Here is a 15577-nt window from a genome sequence, read left to right as displayed (position 1 = left end):
TAGTTAGTGTCTAACTTTTGGGGTGCAGTTCAAAAAGCGCTGGGATTTTTCTTTTAGTCGTCATCTGTTCTCAACGAGCTGGATAATCAATTGTCCGTGCTCAATGCAAACTTACACTGGTTGTCCGGTGGCAAAGCCGGCTTCTTCCAGCCAGTTGCCCTTTAAGTACAAACTGGGGTGCTAGCTGTAATAGCGGGTCATGCCAGTGTGATGGTCTGCATGACATCGGCTGATATAGCCGACCTTATAGCGGCGTTGGACTTTCGAACTGCCTGAAAAATAGTGCTAACTCCCTTGTTCTCTTTTCTAGCTAAAAGTGACAATTTGTTTTGGATAACAGGGAATTGATTCTTGGTCATAATAAATTTTTTTTCATCGTGTCGCTGCTCATCTCTATTTTGCTTCGATTACTAAGCTTGGTTCCCAATCCACCTCATAAATTTTTCGCTTTGCAATCATTTCAATTGGAGTCTCAATACATCTTACATCTGTCAGTTCCCATGCTAACCAACCTGATTCAAAATAAGATGCACATGCAGCCTCAATATCTTGTTCTTCAAATGGTCGAATGTTTCTGATTTTAACGATCGCAACGGCTTTCCCTATTTCTTCGTCTCCGTCTTTTAACAGGTAATGCTGATTTTCGATGATCAACAAATCTTCATTATCTGAGAGATCTGGATACCATTTTCTGATTTCTAATGTTTTCTTGCCAACGGCAATGCTCTGTCCTGCTGGTGCAACTATTGAAATCGCTTTCATAAATTTAATTTATCCATATTCGGTTTAAACAAGTCACTTCTTTACATCAAGTCTGCATTGTACAGATTATACGCTAACCTACCTTGAAAAAGTGACATTTCTATTTTGGAGAACAGGGTGACATTTTAATATTGGTTTGACACGGGACTCATAAGATATGGCCCAGGAAATCGTGAAGATTATGAGGCAGGCAGGAATTGCGGCAGCGCCGGGAGTTGCAGGCGGAATTAGTAAATCGGGTGCAAAAGGCGGTGGAGATGTTGGAAATATGAAAGAATTTCTTACTCAACCCAGTTTTGGTATTCAAATAAAAATAGTACGCAAAAAACCAGCAAAATATATCAGATGCAGAGTGTTTACAAAGCCAATAATAATATTGAAAAAGCGATTAGCTATATCTTGATGGTCAACATAAAAACCATCTTGAGATTTTTAATAACAAAGGGAAATTTAAGGCTGTTTTAAACTTAGATGGTACGGTGAACCAAAACTGATGCTGCTAAAGGAAGGAAGTTATAAATGTCTATGCGTAGAATAGTGTTGTGAAATAAAAAGCTGCGTGGTATTACACGTAGACTACGCTCATTGAAAATATGGTCCAAATCATATAAAATCTATTTTCCTGTTATCACTGAAAATGATTATTCTTACAGTTACTGGAATGTCAAAATCCCAGTGCATTTAGCATTGGTACAAGGAAAAAAGACAAATAGAAATATTCAATCTATTTGTGATCAAGATTTGATAGGTGCAGCTTATAACATTTATAAAGCGAAGCCAGACAACGAAAATAATATAAGAATTACTTGTTCCATTGTATTGCCTGATATGTTTTAAAGTGAATTATGTATATACCTAATAGATTTCGAGTTGCAGCGCGGCGGCAAGTGAACGAATCCCCAGGAGCATAGATAACGATGTGACTGGGGTGAGTGAAAGCAGCCAACAAAGCAGCAGCTTGAAAGATGAAGGGTATATTCATATCTGAGGAGTATTTCAATGAACATACGCGTAATGGATATAGTCGGTTTGGTAAAATAATTTTATTGAGTGAACGAAGCCTATGCAAAGAGTGGAACTTACGATTACCTGATGGTTTTTCAGAGCTAGGTGTTCTTAGAATAAGTGAAGATGACGGCGGAAAGCCTTATTATTCTGAATACTGGTATTATTGGTGAAGTGTAATCGTAAGATGGGAGTGATTAAGTGATGATTGATTGGAAAAAATTTACTAGTGCCCTTGGCACAACAGAATTATCTAAGGAGTTTAATGAACTCTGTCTAGCGATAGGAGAACAGCCAAAAATATCACAGGATCCTTCGGAGTATAACGATACAGTTGGACAAACAACTTATTATAGTTTTGTTCATTCTAGAATAGAAATAGGTTTCCGACAGGGTGTATTAAACCATATTCACTTTTATTTTAGTGGTAATGAAGGTTATGCCTTTTTTACAGGGTGTCTATTATCTAATATCAGCGAAGGATGGGATGCAGAGAGCGTAATCCAAGTATTAGGAGAGCCGTTAATGAAAGGTGGAGGCAAAATGGATATGCTTCTTGGTTACATTAACAACTGGATAAAATATGAATATCAAAAATATGCGTTGCATCTCCAATTTAATCAAGATGGTTTATTATGTGGAGGCAGTTTAATGTTGCCATAATATTGAGAATGATCCCGGTCAATGTGTGAAGTAACCCCAAAAAATTGGACAGGTTATACTAAGCATTAATAATGTTTGAATTGGGAACTCTACCGGACTCAGGTCACTTAATTTTAAGCGAATTTTTTGGAAGGCAGTTTATTTTCAACGAGGTTTGGCAGCGATCTGGGCAGAAGGGGCATTGCGCCCCTTCTGTTATTTCTCGTGCTACCTTAGGACAGTGATGGCGCTAGTGCCGTCTCAGAAGCTTGACGGATTTGCGACAGATGTTCGCTGGCGCCGCCGGTGTCAGGGAACGAAGCCATAGCACCGCTCAGCTTGGCTAGGTTCGGCTTCTCCGCACCCGGAACAGCGTCAATTGTACGGGTCACCATGACTGGGTGCTTGCTAGCCCAAGACAGATCCACCAGTCTCCTTTTAGTGTAACCCCGTAGAGTAAAGTTCTTGACCAGATGGTCCACACTGACCGCTAAAGAAGCACCTGCCAGCTCGATCTCCAGATGCCGATGGGCCATAGGTTGGCTGCCAAATACCTGACGTACCACTAAGGCCGTTCCATTGTTGGAATCGGTCAACATCAAGTCGTCATCGTGGCGATTCACTAGGATACTTTCTGGATCAGCTAATGGTAGGATCAAGCGGTCCAAGGCTTGGCCCCGGTCGTTGTTGTCAATGATTATCGTATGGTAATGGGACCACATCGCTTGGCTGAGGCGGTAGGTATCGTGATCGGCGCCGCCATGCAGCACCACGCTGTCGACACCGGCAATGATTGGTGGAGTCAATTCGTCTTTGCTGCCGCCTGCACCTCCGCCTTGAAGCAAAAGGGAAGAACCGATGCGCTCCACGCCCGTAAACTTGTTGAGTATCTGCGCGCTGCCGTCTTTGATCTGATACAGCGCCTGGTTCGTCGGGCTATACACATATGCCGCCTTTTCGCTTGGGGCGATCCCTACGAAGCGCAGATTATTCGAGACAGGGATTCCATTACCTGAAAATATCTGACCGCTGCCGATATCGAACCAGCCTAGCTCCTGGTTGTCCTGTAAGGTCAGTACCCCTTTGGCTTGCCACTGGTCGGCGAGTTTGGTGAGTGCCTGTGGCAGTTGGGCCAAGTTGTTCTGTTGCCAGCCTTTGTCAACGCCAACTAACTGCAATTCGCCGTTGTTGGTTCGCAGCAAGATTTCGCCCTTGGCCGTAATCAGGCGCATGCCGGTATCGACCTGTTGCGCCGCCTTGAGATGCAACCCGGGCGTCAACTCACTGGCCGCGGGAAGTTGCGCCGAAATTTCAAGCACCTCGTCGGTACCGAACGCGGCAGCCAGCGCGTCGGCAGTCATAGGCGGCTGGCGATGCAGCTTGCCACTTTCAGGCTCGAAGAGCCGCGCGGAGGTACCATCCGCTTCGAATCCCAGGAACTGTAGATGCTTGTCTTGCAAAGGCGCGGAAGCCACCACCACCTGACCATTGTGGTACCACACCGGCAGCAGGCTATTGCTGTCGGCGCCCTTGACTCCAAACACAGCCAAGGTGGCTTTGCCATCGGTGACGCTAGCCAGATCCTGCCACCAGTGGGTACGTCCCTTGAGCCAATGTTCGTTAACCGCTTCGTAGTTTAGCTGCCCCTGCGCGTCGAGCCGGGCCACGCGTCCATCGTCGGTGATGGCGAGCAGGCTACCGTTCAGGTTGACTAGGTTAGCCAACGCTGGCGTGTTGATGCGCAATGCACTGGGATGGTTAGCGTCGAGAATAGCCTGACCAGGACCTTCCTGGCGGAACAAAGCCTTCTGTTCCTTGCTGTAGAAGAAGAACACTTCCGTACTTGCAGGGCGGGGAATGCTGCCCGCTAACACGAGATCGGCTGGGATCGGCCAGGCACTGCGGGTCTGTTCGTGTACTTCAAAGTGTAAGGTTTGATCCCCCGGTGGCGCCAAATTCGGCTTGATCAGCATACCGTCGCTGGTGCGTATCCAGTAACGGTGAGGCACGCCAGCCGCATCCACGCCGAACACCGTGACCAGCGCCGCATTGGTCGGCTGGATAAGCGGGGCGCCCAGCGTATACGTCGGAGTCTCACGCTGGGTGCTATTGTTTTCATAGCCCTGGAGTATGGCTTTAAGCTCATCACCGTGCCGGCTGGTACGTGCCGAAAGCCGGAGCAGTGCATCATCACCCACCACACTGACCAATTCCATTCGGTCATCGAGGAGTCGATAGCTCAGCTCAGCTTCCTTCTCTTTTAGCTGATAACGGCGCGCCAGGTAGACTGCATCCCCCTCTTGCCATAGCCGACTGATCTGGCCCGCATTCTGATTGAACCAAGGCTCAAACTGTGCGTCGACCTGTCCGGTGGCGGCGTTTACCCGCCACGCCGCCGCGTTGTCGGTATCGAAGAAATAGGCATGGTCGCCCATCACTGCACCCAGTTGGGCATGTTTGGCCTGTTCGTGGGTGGTGTCGGTGAACAGCATCCGTTCGTTGGTTACGTCGTAGAACGCCCGACCAACATCACGCCCGTTATGGTTGTAGTTTTCCACCACCACGTACTGTCCGTGCAACTTATGCGCCTTAGCTAGATCACTTAGGTGCTGCTCGATTTGCTGGCCGGGTACCTGCCACTTGCTCGCATCTTCGCTTACCACCTGAGTTGTCAGGCTGGAGAAGTCGACTTCGCGCACCTCTCCTTTGCGGTTGACCACCAGCACCTGTTCCTTGCGGGTTGGGTCGAGTTCGACCACTACCCCGCCAACTACCAGTTGGTTCTTCGAGACGCTAATGGTATCGCTGGCGAGTTGGTTGCTATCAATGATCCAGCGCGACAACGCATCGGAGCCATCGTTCATGAGCTTAACCCGGGTGCCTTCGTTGAGGCCGATCAGGTACTCGCCGCCCGCTCCCTTGATCTCGTAATGCAGGTAGCTATGCAGTTCCTTGGGCAGCTCGGGCACGATTAGTTGTCTGTTGCGCTGGTCAAGCACTACTTCGATCGAGGTGTCGACGTACTCATGATGAATTCTGCGGATCGTTTCCTCACCCGGAAAAATGTAGAAGTCGTAGTCGAACCGCTTGTCTTCCTCTAGTCTGCGGATCACATCAAAGCCGGCGTCGTGGCGTGTGGTGGCGCCGGGAAGCAGCATGTATTCGTAGCTGATGTAGGATTTGGGCGTGCCCGGCAGGATCACAACCTTGCTATCGCCATGTTCAAGGGACCGGGCGATATCTTTGTAACCAATGCCGCTACGCACTTCGATCGCCTGACCACGGTCATGGACCATGCGCGGAAAGTCACCGACCCAGAAGAAGTAATTGATTTCCCCCGAACCGGTAGAGCCGGAATGGGTGCGGTAGATATACTGGCTGTCGAAGTCAATCTGATTCTTGCGCAGATCCAAGGTCTTGATTACCGCCCCAGCCAGAGGTACCAGCACCTCTTTCTTATTGTCATATTGATAGCCATTGCCCTTATAGGCCTTGTCGACCGTGTCGAAATAACGGCCCACTGCCTTAGCATCCTCGGCAACCGCACCAAAGGCTTGAGCCAGTGCCGTAAAGCCCACCGCGAGCCCGCCAAGGATCACCCCGGCACCACCAAGTACTGCCCCGGCCGTCGAGGCGCCGATCAATCCAGCGCCTACTCCGGCGGTACCGGTAACAAAGCTAGCCGAGTCAAACGCCAACTGGGTACCGAACACCGCCTTCTGTACATCGTTCTCGGCGTGGGCTAGCTCATAAGCATCCAGCCCGACCATAGCGCCGCCAAATAATACACCGGCGCCTTCGTTGACGGTGTGCCCTAGGGTGGAAGTAAAGTCCTTAAGCGACGTTTCGGCTGCCACTACTTCGCCGCGCAACGCTGTACGCACCAGTTCGGTAACTTTGGCTACATCTTGCACGCTACCGTGAGCCATCTGAACAAAGTTGAGATAGCTGTGGACTTTGAGCGCGGTAGCCAGGTCGGGCGAAGCGATCCCTTGTGCCGCATCGTTGCGGTTCTTGTCGGCAAACCACTGGATTAGTGTCTGTATCGCAAACCCGGCGTTCAGCCCATCAACCGGAGCTACCTCGCTGACATTGCCTTTGGGTCGAATCTGACCGCGTTCAAGGGTGAAATGTTGGCTCAGGGTGAGCATATGTTCATTGACGAAGCGGCGGAATTCGATAAAGGTGGCATCGCCGCTGTTCACCCAACGGGTCTCTTCCGGTTGGTCGCGATTAATAAACTGGACTCGGTAGCGGCCGTCTCCTTGGTCCTCGGTATTGCTAATCACCGGCATCCAGTGCTGGTCAAGATTGTTTTCCTGAGCGAGTCGTGTACTGGCCTCGTCGAACTTTGCCCCCCATTGCTCGGCATCAAGGGTCACCAACGCGGAGCGCAACCGGGTGTCTTCGGCAATCCGTACCTGGGCGTTAACTGTCTGCTCAACTTGCTGTTGCTGCTCTATGACCGCGGCCAGTTCGCCGGGGCGGGTCAGGTCGGCTACGTTCAGGCCGTTACCCACCGGCACCTCAGCCATTTTGTCAGTATCTATCTCCACCAGATTGAAGATTGGGGACAATTCGCTGCCAAGCGAACCGTAGTGGGCGGCCAGCTTGCGTCTCACCAAGTGATTCTTTATGGCTAGAGAGAAGCTGGCTGTGTCGTTGAAGGCAAAGATCCCGACATTCGGGTCATAGAAATAGTAACGGTGCCCTTTAGATCCAACCGTACTCCCCACCATCATCGAGTGATACGGGGTATTGAGCGCGAACGTCGAGGTCTTGGTCGCCTTTTTCAGCAGGGAAACTACTCCAGGTAATTTAATCTCCCCTTGAGGCGTTGATGCCTGTATGGCCTCAATGTTGGAGTGCAATCGCGCCAGACTGTTTTTTAGTAACGTGGAACTACCTGCCTCAGGGGCGGCGGCGGCCAGGAAGAGTTTTTCTACCAGACTGTTAATACCCGCTTCGCCGCCGCTGGCTAGCGCTACTGCCATCGCCCTGACCAAGGGGTAGCAACGGCCGCCAGATACATCTCCGACCAACGACAGATAAAAATCTTGTGGCGCCAGACGATCAAAGCTGCTACCGGCACGATGAAAATCCTCGCTGAACACCGCTGTCTGTTTCAGTATTTTGTCGATGTATTCGGCCCGGCTGGTTTCAGTGATGCGGCTGCTCAAGGCGCCCCGCTGTTTAGGAGTAAGTTGGCTGTCAAGAAACAGGCTTTTCATCTCCAGGGCCGACATCCTATTGTCAAAACCTGGGATACTGATATCTTGGAAGTTGCGCAAGCCATCAGTAAACTCGGCACCCAGTCTGCTTCGCTGGTAAGCTTCGATAATAGCGTAACGCTCACCCACGTTGCTGGTGTGCTCCTTACCGCCGCTATGGATAGACGTATCGTCAATCCGCACCACCGCATCTACACCGTTCTTGGACTTGATTTGCTGCCATAACCAGCTTTGTTCGACGGAGAGCGCTTCATCCAAGACTGAATCGTATCGCGTTTTGTAGTACTCCAGCGTAATATTGTTCTGCTTTATCTGTTGATCAATCAGGGCAAGCTGAAAATTTTCGCTGGTGCTGCTTTGGGCTTTATAGAGTTCGTTTCGTTTGTCTACCAACTGCTGAGTGTCTGCTATGATCTTGGCTTGAACCTTATCATGCAGTTCAATCCACGCAGCAATCGCCGGATGATGAGGAGAAAACTCTCCCTCTTTGTATACACCATCAGAGACCCCTTCGACGGGCACTCCGAACTGAGTAGCGACTTTTTTCAGTTGTTGATGAATCCTCTCACGGTAAGCCGCGAATTGGGCTTGGTTACGCTCAGCCACTTGACTGTTGGCAGTCTGGATCGATATTGGCTCCTCGCTGCTACGCGACTTCGGCCAGAGCGTTTGACCATCTTGCTGATACTCCTGGCGCTGAAATACTAGTTGCCATTCTCCATTAACGTATTGCATGTACGCTGCGGCGAAGCCTTTAGTGGTGCCTGCAACTTGATAATCCTTATAATCCACTGCCATGACTACGTTGTCATACAGCAGCGAACTATTGACTCGACTATCGTGGTAGACCCGGTAAGTATCAGCGTTAAGATTGGTCACCACCAGCGAACATCCCGACAACGTTCCAGTAAACAGAAAGCTCCCTGGAACCGCATGTTTAGGAATATCCACATAGGCTGGTATCGCGTTGGCTTGGTTTGAACCGTTGTAGCCAAGGAAATACGCTGGCACGCTATCGACGTTACCCTTAGCGACATCATTCGTGCTTTGAGCAGCGTATTCGAGTTCGTATAGTCCTGCTTTAACTTTCACCAACTGGGCATGTCCCTCTGCCGGGAGTCTCCCCGCTCTAACCAATGTCTCGGCACTGATGGTGTTGGATCTGGCGAACAATACAGGATCGATGGCGAATTGCTGGATATCGGTGCTGCCTTGGCGGTGCTCGGCTCCACCAATCATGGACATTAGCCTGCCCTTGAGATCGCGATCCCGTACCGCTTGCGCTAGCAGGGCTGGATTGTGTATATCGTACCCGCGTTGCTGCAAGGTTCTTGATAGGGTCTTTTCGATCGGGGTATTGGTAAGTAAGGACTCTGTGCCCGCAGCCGCGATCAGGCGTGCTCGAGACTGACCATGACTGCTCGATTCACCTTCAACTGTTTCAGAATAGGCAATGCCTTTGCCTACGCGATACATGCCAGTCGGAGTATGTTCAATGAAGGCCGTCGCCGGTAGCAATTTATTGAGTTTATTGCCGATAGCATGAGCATGTTCGACCCCGGCGCTGGAAAGATAAATCACTGCTTGGTCAGTACGGCGCCCCAGATTTTTCGGGCCCATGATTTTGGCCTGCTCCAGCCAGTCACGATTGTCCTCATTGAACAGTTGGGTCAACGCATTGGCAAGCGAGTTGAAATGTGCTTTGTCAACGTTGATGGTTAGTCTCGCACCAATATTGGTTCGGGCGCTATGGCGTTGCTTGAAATCCTTGGGAAGCACTCGGAAAGCATCGGCACTGCTCAGGATAGTGTCGGTTTGAGAAGACAAAGCTGCCTGTTCGTTGCCTTGCACTAAGATATCGACCTTGGTGGTACGCGCAGCCAGTGTCTTGATATAATTGACAAATGTCCGTTGCTCACCTTCATTGAGGCCGCTGGCGTCAACCGGCAGGTCATTGCTGTAGCGTATATAAGCGTCTTTCTCCAGCGCGTGCTCCAGCGTTTTTTGCTTGTTGATTAGCTCAGGGGTCCACTTATGATTATTTTTACTAAACCCTTGCTTGATAGCCTGGATCAACGCCTCGATATTCGGTTTGTGCTTCATCTCTTTAAGGGTCGCTTGCGCAGATGCGAGCAGCGATTGGTAGCTGTTATTGGGCATAATGATTCTCCTTAAAAAAATCTTACTTTGGTATTCACGGGTTAAACCCTTTAATAATGGCTATGGCTGGCCGTCTGTGAGCTGGGACTCAATCCTTCATCTGCAAGGCCCACAGCCGGGCATAGAGCCCGTCTAAGGCGAGTAGTTGCTCGTGGCTGCCTTGTTCAACTACCTGACCTTGGTCGATCACCAGAATCCGATGGGCATGGCGCAGGGTATTAAGACGATGGGCGACGCTGATCACTGTGCGGCCCTGAGTGATGTGTTGCAGGTTAGTCATCACTGCTGCTTCCGACTCGTAGTCCAGGGCGCTAGTGGCTTCATCCAGTAGTAATATCCCCGGGTTGGTCAGTAACGCTCGGGCCAAGGCAATGCGTTGGCGTTGTCCACCGGAGAGCTGACCGCCACGCTCGCCGACTTGAGTCTCATAGCCCCGGTCCAGCGCCTTGATAAAACCATCTGCGCCGGCCAGAGTCGCGGCTTCATACACTTCTGCATCGCTGGCCTGGGGGCGGCACAAGCGGATGTTTTCGGCGATGGTGCCGGCAAACAGCACGCTTTCTTGCAGCACGACGCTCATGTTACGGCGCAGCGCCGCCGGATCTGCGATCGCCAAATCGATTCCATCCACCAACACCTGGCCGTGCTGAGGCACATAGAGGCGCTGCAACAACCGAGCTAGGGTGGATTTGCCCGAGCCGGACGGCCCTGTGATGCCGACGAATTCGCCGGGATGAATCTCGACGTTGAGGTTGCGTAACACCTCCTGACCATCCTCGTCGTAGCGGAATCTCACGCCCCTGAAACTCACTCCTCCTTGTAGCTTGGGTATGGAGGCCAGGCCGCCATTGCCGCTTTCTCCTTTCTCATCAAGAATGTCGCCGATCCTACGTAGCGAGATTAGGGTATGCTGGAAATCCTGACAGACTTGGGCCAGACGCAGAATCGGTTGGGTCACGTGTTCCGAGAGCATGTTGAAAGCCACCAACTCGCCTGGGCTGAGTTTGCCCTCCATTACCAGAGTAACGCCCCACCACAGCAGTAGGGCGGAGGTCAGCTTCTGGATTAGGTTGATCCCCTGACCAGCCAAGATCCCCACCACTTTGGCGCGGAATGAGGCGCGAACGAAAGCAGACAGTTGCCGTTCCCAGCGGTGCAGGAAGCCCGCTTCGGTGGCGCTGGTTTTGATGGTTTCAATGCCGGTGACCGACTCGGTGAGGTAGGCGGTGTTGTCGGCCCCTAGCTCATACTCTCGTAATACCCGGGCGCGTAGCACGGGCCCGACGCCTAGCCAGAACAGGAAATAGAGCACTAGGGAACCGAGTACCAGCCAGGTTAGCTCGGTGGCGTAGGAGAACATCACGGCTACAAACAGGCCAACAAAGGCCAGATCCAGTACCATCGTCAGCGCCGAACCGGTGAGGAACTGACGGATTTGGTTCATTTCGCGTACCCGGGCGATGATTTCACCGGTCTGACGTTGCTGGAAATAGCCCATAGGCAGGGCCACCAGGTGCTGATAGAGGCGGCTGGAGAGCTCGGAGTTGACCTTGCTGGCGAGATTGGTGAATAGCCAGGAACGTAGGAAGCCATAGACGGGCTCGAACAAAGCCAGAGTCAACATGGCGATTCCTAGCACTTGCAGGCTAGATAGACTGCGGCTGACCAGCACCCGATCAATCACGTTTTCGAACAGTATGGGGGTCACCAGGGCGATCACTTGTAGCATCAGAGACACTAGGATCACGTTCTTGAACTGGATGACATGCTTGCGGATGGAAGGCACGAACCAGCCGAAGCCAAACCGCTGTTGTTTCGGCTGCTCGGTTGCCTCTGCCAGTAGCACGGCGCTGCCTTGCCAATGGCTAGCGAAGACGGTTCGGGGATAGCGGCATGTCTCACCCATGCCTGGCTGATATAAGGTAACGAATTCACCCTCAACTTTCTCTAGCACCTGCCAGCCCTGTTCCGTATCCAGCAAGATAGGAAGGGGCAGGGTATCGAGACGGCTCATGTCTGTGGTGATGTGACGAGCCCTCAGACCGATCCACTGGGCACAGCGGCATAGATCCTGACTATCCGAGACCCCTTGAGTGCGTCCGAGACGGTGGATCAGTTGTTCCGGTTCCACCGCTAAGTTGAAATGGCGGGCAGCATGGGCTAGGGCCAAGAGGCCGCCGTCCGCTACGGCCTTGGACTCGTCGACGATGATCGATTCTGACAGAGTAGATTCGATGATTGACATTATCGTTCCCTCAATGCTTCGGACTGGTACTGTTGCAGCGGACTGAGTAGGTAGTCGATCACCCGCCGATCGCCAGTGCGGATTTCGGCGGTGACACTCATACCTGCCTGTAGCGGTACCTCATGTTCGTCCACTGCGATGGAGGAGCGTTCCATCTGGATTTGTGCAGGGAATACCAGGCCTAACTGCTCATCCTTGACCGCATCCTTGGAGATGTGGGCGACCTTACCCCGTATAGTGCCATAGCGGGTATAGGGAAAGGAGTCGACCTTAATTTCCACTGGCTGACCGGCGTGTACGAACCCCACATCTTTGTTCAATACCATCACTTCGGCTTCCAAGAGGGTATCATCGGGCACGATCACCATGAGTTGCTGAGCCGATTGCACTACGCCTCCCAAGGTGTGGATCGCTAGCTGCTGCACTACACCGTCCACCGGTGCCCGTAGGCTCTGTAGCCGCTGTTTTTCGCTAGCCTTTATCAACTGCTGCGTCATTACTGCAATGGAGGCCTGAGCTTCGTTCAATTGGTCGTAGTATTCCCGGTGGATCTTAGCTAGGTAGCGGTCCCGGCTCTCTTCTAGTACCCGGTATTGCGCCTTGAGGACGGCCAGCTCCGCGTGTTGTTGAGAAAGGGTGCGTTCGATCTCTAGCTTCTCCTTCTCCTGCTCCAGTAGCTCGACTTTTGGCAGTAACTTGCTGGCGGCTAGGGTACGACGGGCATCAAGGCGCACCGTGATATTGGTCGCCAGCTTCTCCAGTGCGGTGATATCGGCGTTACGCGCACTTTGGCTCGCTTGGTTGACGCTCATCTCGCTATCCAGACTTTCTAGATTGGCAACTACCTCTTTCCTGACGCTGACCAAGTGTTTTCTAGCCAGCTCGACCTGTGCCTGAGGTATACCGTCTTGTACGGTGAAATGTTCAGTGGGGGTGTCGGTTAGCAGGGCCTGTAGTCTAGCCAGTTCTAATCGCTTGAAGTTTAGCTGCTCCTGCCGCTCTTTCAGCTCGGCCTCGACTCCTATAGGGTTGAGTTTAATCAGCACATCCCCAGCCTTCACCCTTTGTCCGTCACGCACGTGAATAGCCACAATCTCGCCGGCTTCAAGGGACTGGATCACCTTAGAGTGACTGGACACTAATAGCCTGCCTGCGGCGTTGGCATGGATGTCTAGGCGACCGACAATCGACCAGAGCAGAACCACCAGCAGAAACAGGGTCAGTGCTATTGCTGTACACCTTGCCCAAGGAGCGGGAGGACGTTCAACGATCTCCAGGTAGCCGGGCTGAAATTCGTACTCATCGCGGGTACGCTTCATTGCTTTAGGGGCGCTACGCTCCCGACGCCAGGCCAAGAGAATGGTTTTTAGGTGTTTCTTGAGTGACATTACTCCGCCTCCTTGCGTAATTCTTGCTGTATCTGCCACAGCCTGGCGTAGCAGCCGCCTCTAGCCAGCAATTGGCGATGGTTGCCCGATTCGGTGATAAGGCCTTGCTCCAAAGTAATGATGCGATCACAGTGACGTACCGTGGACAGGCGGTGGGCAATGGTGATGACGGTGCGCCCCTGAGCGATCTCGGACATGTTGGCTTGGATCAGTGCTTGGGATTCGTCATCGAGGGCACTGGTCGCCTCGTCGAAGATCAAGATCCTGGGATCGGCCATCAGTGCGCGGGCAATAGCAATGCGCTGGCGTTGTCCTCCCGATAGAGAGCTGCCGGCTTCGGCCAGTACTGTGTCATAACCCAAGGGTAGTTGCAGGATAAAGTCATGAGCGCCCGCCAGCTTAGCGACGGCCATCACCTTCTCCAGCGAGGCAGAGGGAGCCTTGAGCGCTATATTGTGGCGCACGCTACGGTTGAACAGGTAGTTCTCCTGTAGTACCACCCCGATCTGGCTGCGCAGGTAACCGGGGTCCAGCCGATGCAGGGGAATGCCGTCGATCAAGATCTCCCCCTCGTCCGGAGCGTAGAGCTTCTGTAACAAGCGGGTCAGTGTACTTTTACCTGAACCGGAGGGACCGACTATGCCTAAGTTCTCGTTGGGCCTGATATGCAGGGTGACTCCCTGCAACACTGGGGCTTGATGAGGCTGATAGCGGAACACCAGGTTGCGTATTTGCAGATCGCCGGAGAGTGGTTGCTGAGGACGGATACTCCCCTGTTCCTGCTCGACAGGCAGGTTGAGTATGTCGCCGAGCTTGTCGACGGCGACCCGGGTTTGGATAAACTGTTGCCATAGGTCGATTAGCTTGGCGATGGGTTGGTTGACGTGGGACACCATCATATTGAAAGCGATCAGTTGGCCGATGGTGAGCTCCAGAGAGATCACCATGTTGGCGCCCAGCCAGATGATCCCGACGCCGGTCGCCTTCTGTAGCAGCATAACCCCGTGGCTAATGAAGCTGTTGAGGGTCTGAGTGCGGAAACCGGCTTCGACCATGTTTGCGGTCTGTGATTCCCAGCGCCGTTGCATCCTGGGTTCTACCGCCAGGCTCTTGATGGTTTCAGCGCCGCTGACGGACTCGTTCAGGAATGAGGTATTGAGGGCAGCCGTCTGGAACTGTTGTTCGATGCGTTGTTGCAGCGGTTTGGAGCTCAGCCAAGCTAGCAGGAAATAGAGTGGCAATACCGCCAGTACCATACAGGTTAGGGTCGGCGACAGCCAGGCCATTACCCCGAAGAAGACAAAGGCGGAGACTAGGTCCACGCACAGGGTTAGCATGGAGCCGGTCAGGAAGTCACGAATGTTGTCGAGCTCTTGCACCCGGGTGATAATAGCGCCCACCTGACGGTGTTTGAAGTAGAGCAGGGGTAGGCCGAGTAGGTGCCGGAATAGCTTGATCCCCAGGGTGATATCGATGCGGTTGGCTGTGTGGGCAAAAAGGTATTCGCGCAGCCCGCGGAGCACCACCTCAAACAGCCCAACCACCACTAGCACTATCACTAGTACGTCCAGAGTGGACAACGCTTTGTGCACCAATACCTTGTCCATCACCACTTGGAAAAACAGCGGGGTGACTAGAGCAAGTAGCTGAAGCATCAGGGAAAAAATCAGTACTTCACCGAGGAGACGGCGATGGTGGATAAACGCGGGTATAAACCAAGAGACATCGAACCTGAGGGAAGCCTCTCGTAACTGGATCACCTCCCCGCTCCATCTGGCTTCTAGCTCATCGATGGGGAGCATTTCGGGTGAAACGGCATAAGGGGACTGGATCAGGGCCTGATCGGCGGAAAGGCGCGCTAATACGACAAATTCTCCCTGTTTGTCGCGAAAAGCCAGGGGCAGTAGCTTGGGAGTCAGCTTGAGGAATTTTAAATGGCACAATGCCAGATTAACATCATGTGCCTCGCCGTATTCCTTTATTGCTGGTTTCAGTTTGCTGTGGGAGGGCAAAGGTTGTGGTTCCTGAGCTTCACCTTTAGCTAATTGTAACAATAATCGGCAACAGTCAAGAGCGGATGGCAATGCGTCGGCAGATATATTTTCCCTATTCATTGTAATGTTCCTTCACGTGATACCGTTTTC

At 52.1% G+C, this 15577-nt stretch carries 9 protein-coding genes and 1 pseudogene; 4 read left to right on the top strand and 6 right to left on the bottom strand.

Annotated features, from left to right (window positions below):
- Positions 1 to 111 precede the first annotated feature (111 nt).
- Positions 112 to 267: pseudogene (locus tag OO184_RS12815) on the bottom strand (SymE family type I addiction module toxin); the annotation flags it as partial.
- A 126-nt stretch (positions 268 to 393) separates the two neighbouring features.
- Positions 394 to 762, bottom strand: a complete 369-nt coding sequence (locus OO184_RS12810) for an ASCH domain-containing protein (protein WP_049584799.1) — start codon at positions 760 to 762, stop codon at positions 394 to 396.
- Between the two features lie 157 nt (positions 763 to 919).
- On the opposite strand from OO184_RS12810, the gene OO184_RS12805 reads away from it, so the two are divergent.
- The 4 genes from OO184_RS12805 to OO184_RS12795 all read left to right on the top strand — a co-directional run bounded on the left by OO184_RS12805 (position 920) and on the right by OO184_RS12795 (position 2430).
- Positions 920 to 1165: a hypothetical protein gene (locus OO184_RS12805; protein ID WP_176692918.1), complete on the top strand. Its 246-nt coding sequence runs from the start codon at positions 920 to 922 to the stop codon at positions 1163 to 1165.
- 182 nt (positions 1166 to 1347) lie between these two features.
- Positions 1348 to 1599 (top strand): DUF3916 domain-containing protein, encoded by a 252-nt coding sequence (locus OO184_RS25230; protein WP_376712559.1) that lies wholly within the window; start codon positions 1348 to 1350, stop codon positions 1597 to 1599.
- A gap of 128 nt (positions 1600 to 1727) precedes the next feature.
- Complete coding sequence (locus tag OO184_RS12800) at positions 1728 to 1940, top strand: DUF3916 domain-containing protein (RefSeq protein ID WP_265379517.1); 213 nt, start codon at positions 1728 to 1730, stop codon at positions 1938 to 1940.
- Between the two features lie 31 nt (positions 1941 to 1971).
- The gene (locus OO184_RS12795; RefSeq protein ID WP_265379519.1) at positions 1972 to 2430 is read left to right on the top strand and encodes a DUF6392 family protein; all 459 of its coding nucleotides are present in this window, start codon (positions 1972 to 1974) and stop codon (positions 2428 to 2430) included.
- A 212-nt stretch (positions 2431 to 2642) separates the two neighbouring features.
- On the opposite strand, the gene OO184_RS12790 is transcribed toward OO184_RS12795, so the two are convergent.
- The 4 genes from OO184_RS12790 to OO184_RS12775 form a co-directional block, all read right to left on the bottom strand.
- A complete protein-coding gene (locus OO184_RS12790) occupies positions 2643 to 9800 on the bottom strand; it encodes a TcdA/TcdB pore-forming domain-containing protein (protein WP_265379516.1) in 7158 nt (2385 codons plus the stop codon).
- 88 nt (positions 9801 to 9888) lie between these two features.
- Positions 9889 to 12045, bottom strand: a complete 2157-nt coding sequence (locus tag OO184_RS12785) for a type I secretion system permease/ATPase (protein WP_265379515.1) — start codon at positions 12043 to 12045, stop codon at positions 9889 to 9891.
- Complete coding sequence (locus OO184_RS12780; protein ID WP_265379514.1) at positions 12045 to 13433, bottom strand: HlyD family type I secretion periplasmic adaptor subunit; 1389 nt, start codon at positions 13431 to 13433, stop codon at positions 12045 to 12047. The genes OO184_RS12785 and OO184_RS12780 overlap by 1 nt, the downstream gene beginning before the upstream one ends.
- Positions 13433 to 15547 carry a type I secretion system permease/ATPase gene (locus tag OO184_RS12775; protein WP_265379513.1) on the bottom strand — a complete coding sequence of 705 codons (2115 nt, stop codon included), beginning with the start codon at positions 15545 to 15547 and terminating at the stop codon, positions 13433 to 13435. The genes OO184_RS12780 and OO184_RS12775 overlap by 1 nt, the downstream gene beginning before the upstream one ends.
- Positions 15548 to 15577 lie beyond the last annotated feature (30 nt).

The sequence above is a fragment of the Photorhabdus aballayi genome (genome assembly GCF_026153155.1).
GTDB lineage: Bacteria > Pseudomonadota > Gammaproteobacteria > Enterobacterales > Enterobacteriaceae > Photorhabdus > Photorhabdus luminescens.
This window is presented reverse-complemented; position numbering and strand designations above follow the sequence as displayed.

Coding starts and splice junctions, on each gene's coding strand:
- OO184_RS12810 (WP_049584799.1), bottom strand. CDS start 762: ATGAAAGCGATTTCAATAGTTGCACCAGCAGGACAGAGCATTGCCGTT.
- OO184_RS12805 (WP_176692918.1), top strand. CDS start 920: ATGGCCCAGGAAATCGTGAAGATTATGAGGCAGGCAGGAATTGCGGCA.
- OO184_RS12800 (WP_265379517.1), top strand. CDS start 1,728: ATGAAGGGTATATTCATATCTGAGGAGTATTTCAATGAACATACGCGT.
- OO184_RS12795 (WP_265379519.1), top strand. CDS start 1,972: ATGATTGATTGGAAAAAATTTACTAGTGCCCTTGGCACAACAGAATTA.
- OO184_RS12790 (WP_265379516.1), bottom strand. CDS start 9,800: ATGCCCAATAACAGCTACCAATCGCTGCTCGCATCTGCGCAAGCGACC.
- OO184_RS12785 (WP_265379515.1), bottom strand. CDS start 12,045: ATGTCAATCATCGAATCTACTCTGTCAGAATCGATCATCGTCGACGAG.
- OO184_RS12780 (WP_265379514.1), bottom strand. CDS start 13,433: ATGTCACTCAAGAAACACCTAAAAACCATTCTCTTGGCCTGGCGTCGG.
- OO184_RS12775 (WP_265379513.1), bottom strand. CDS start 15,547: ATGAATAGGGAAAATATATCTGCCGACGCATTGCCATCCGCTCTTGAC.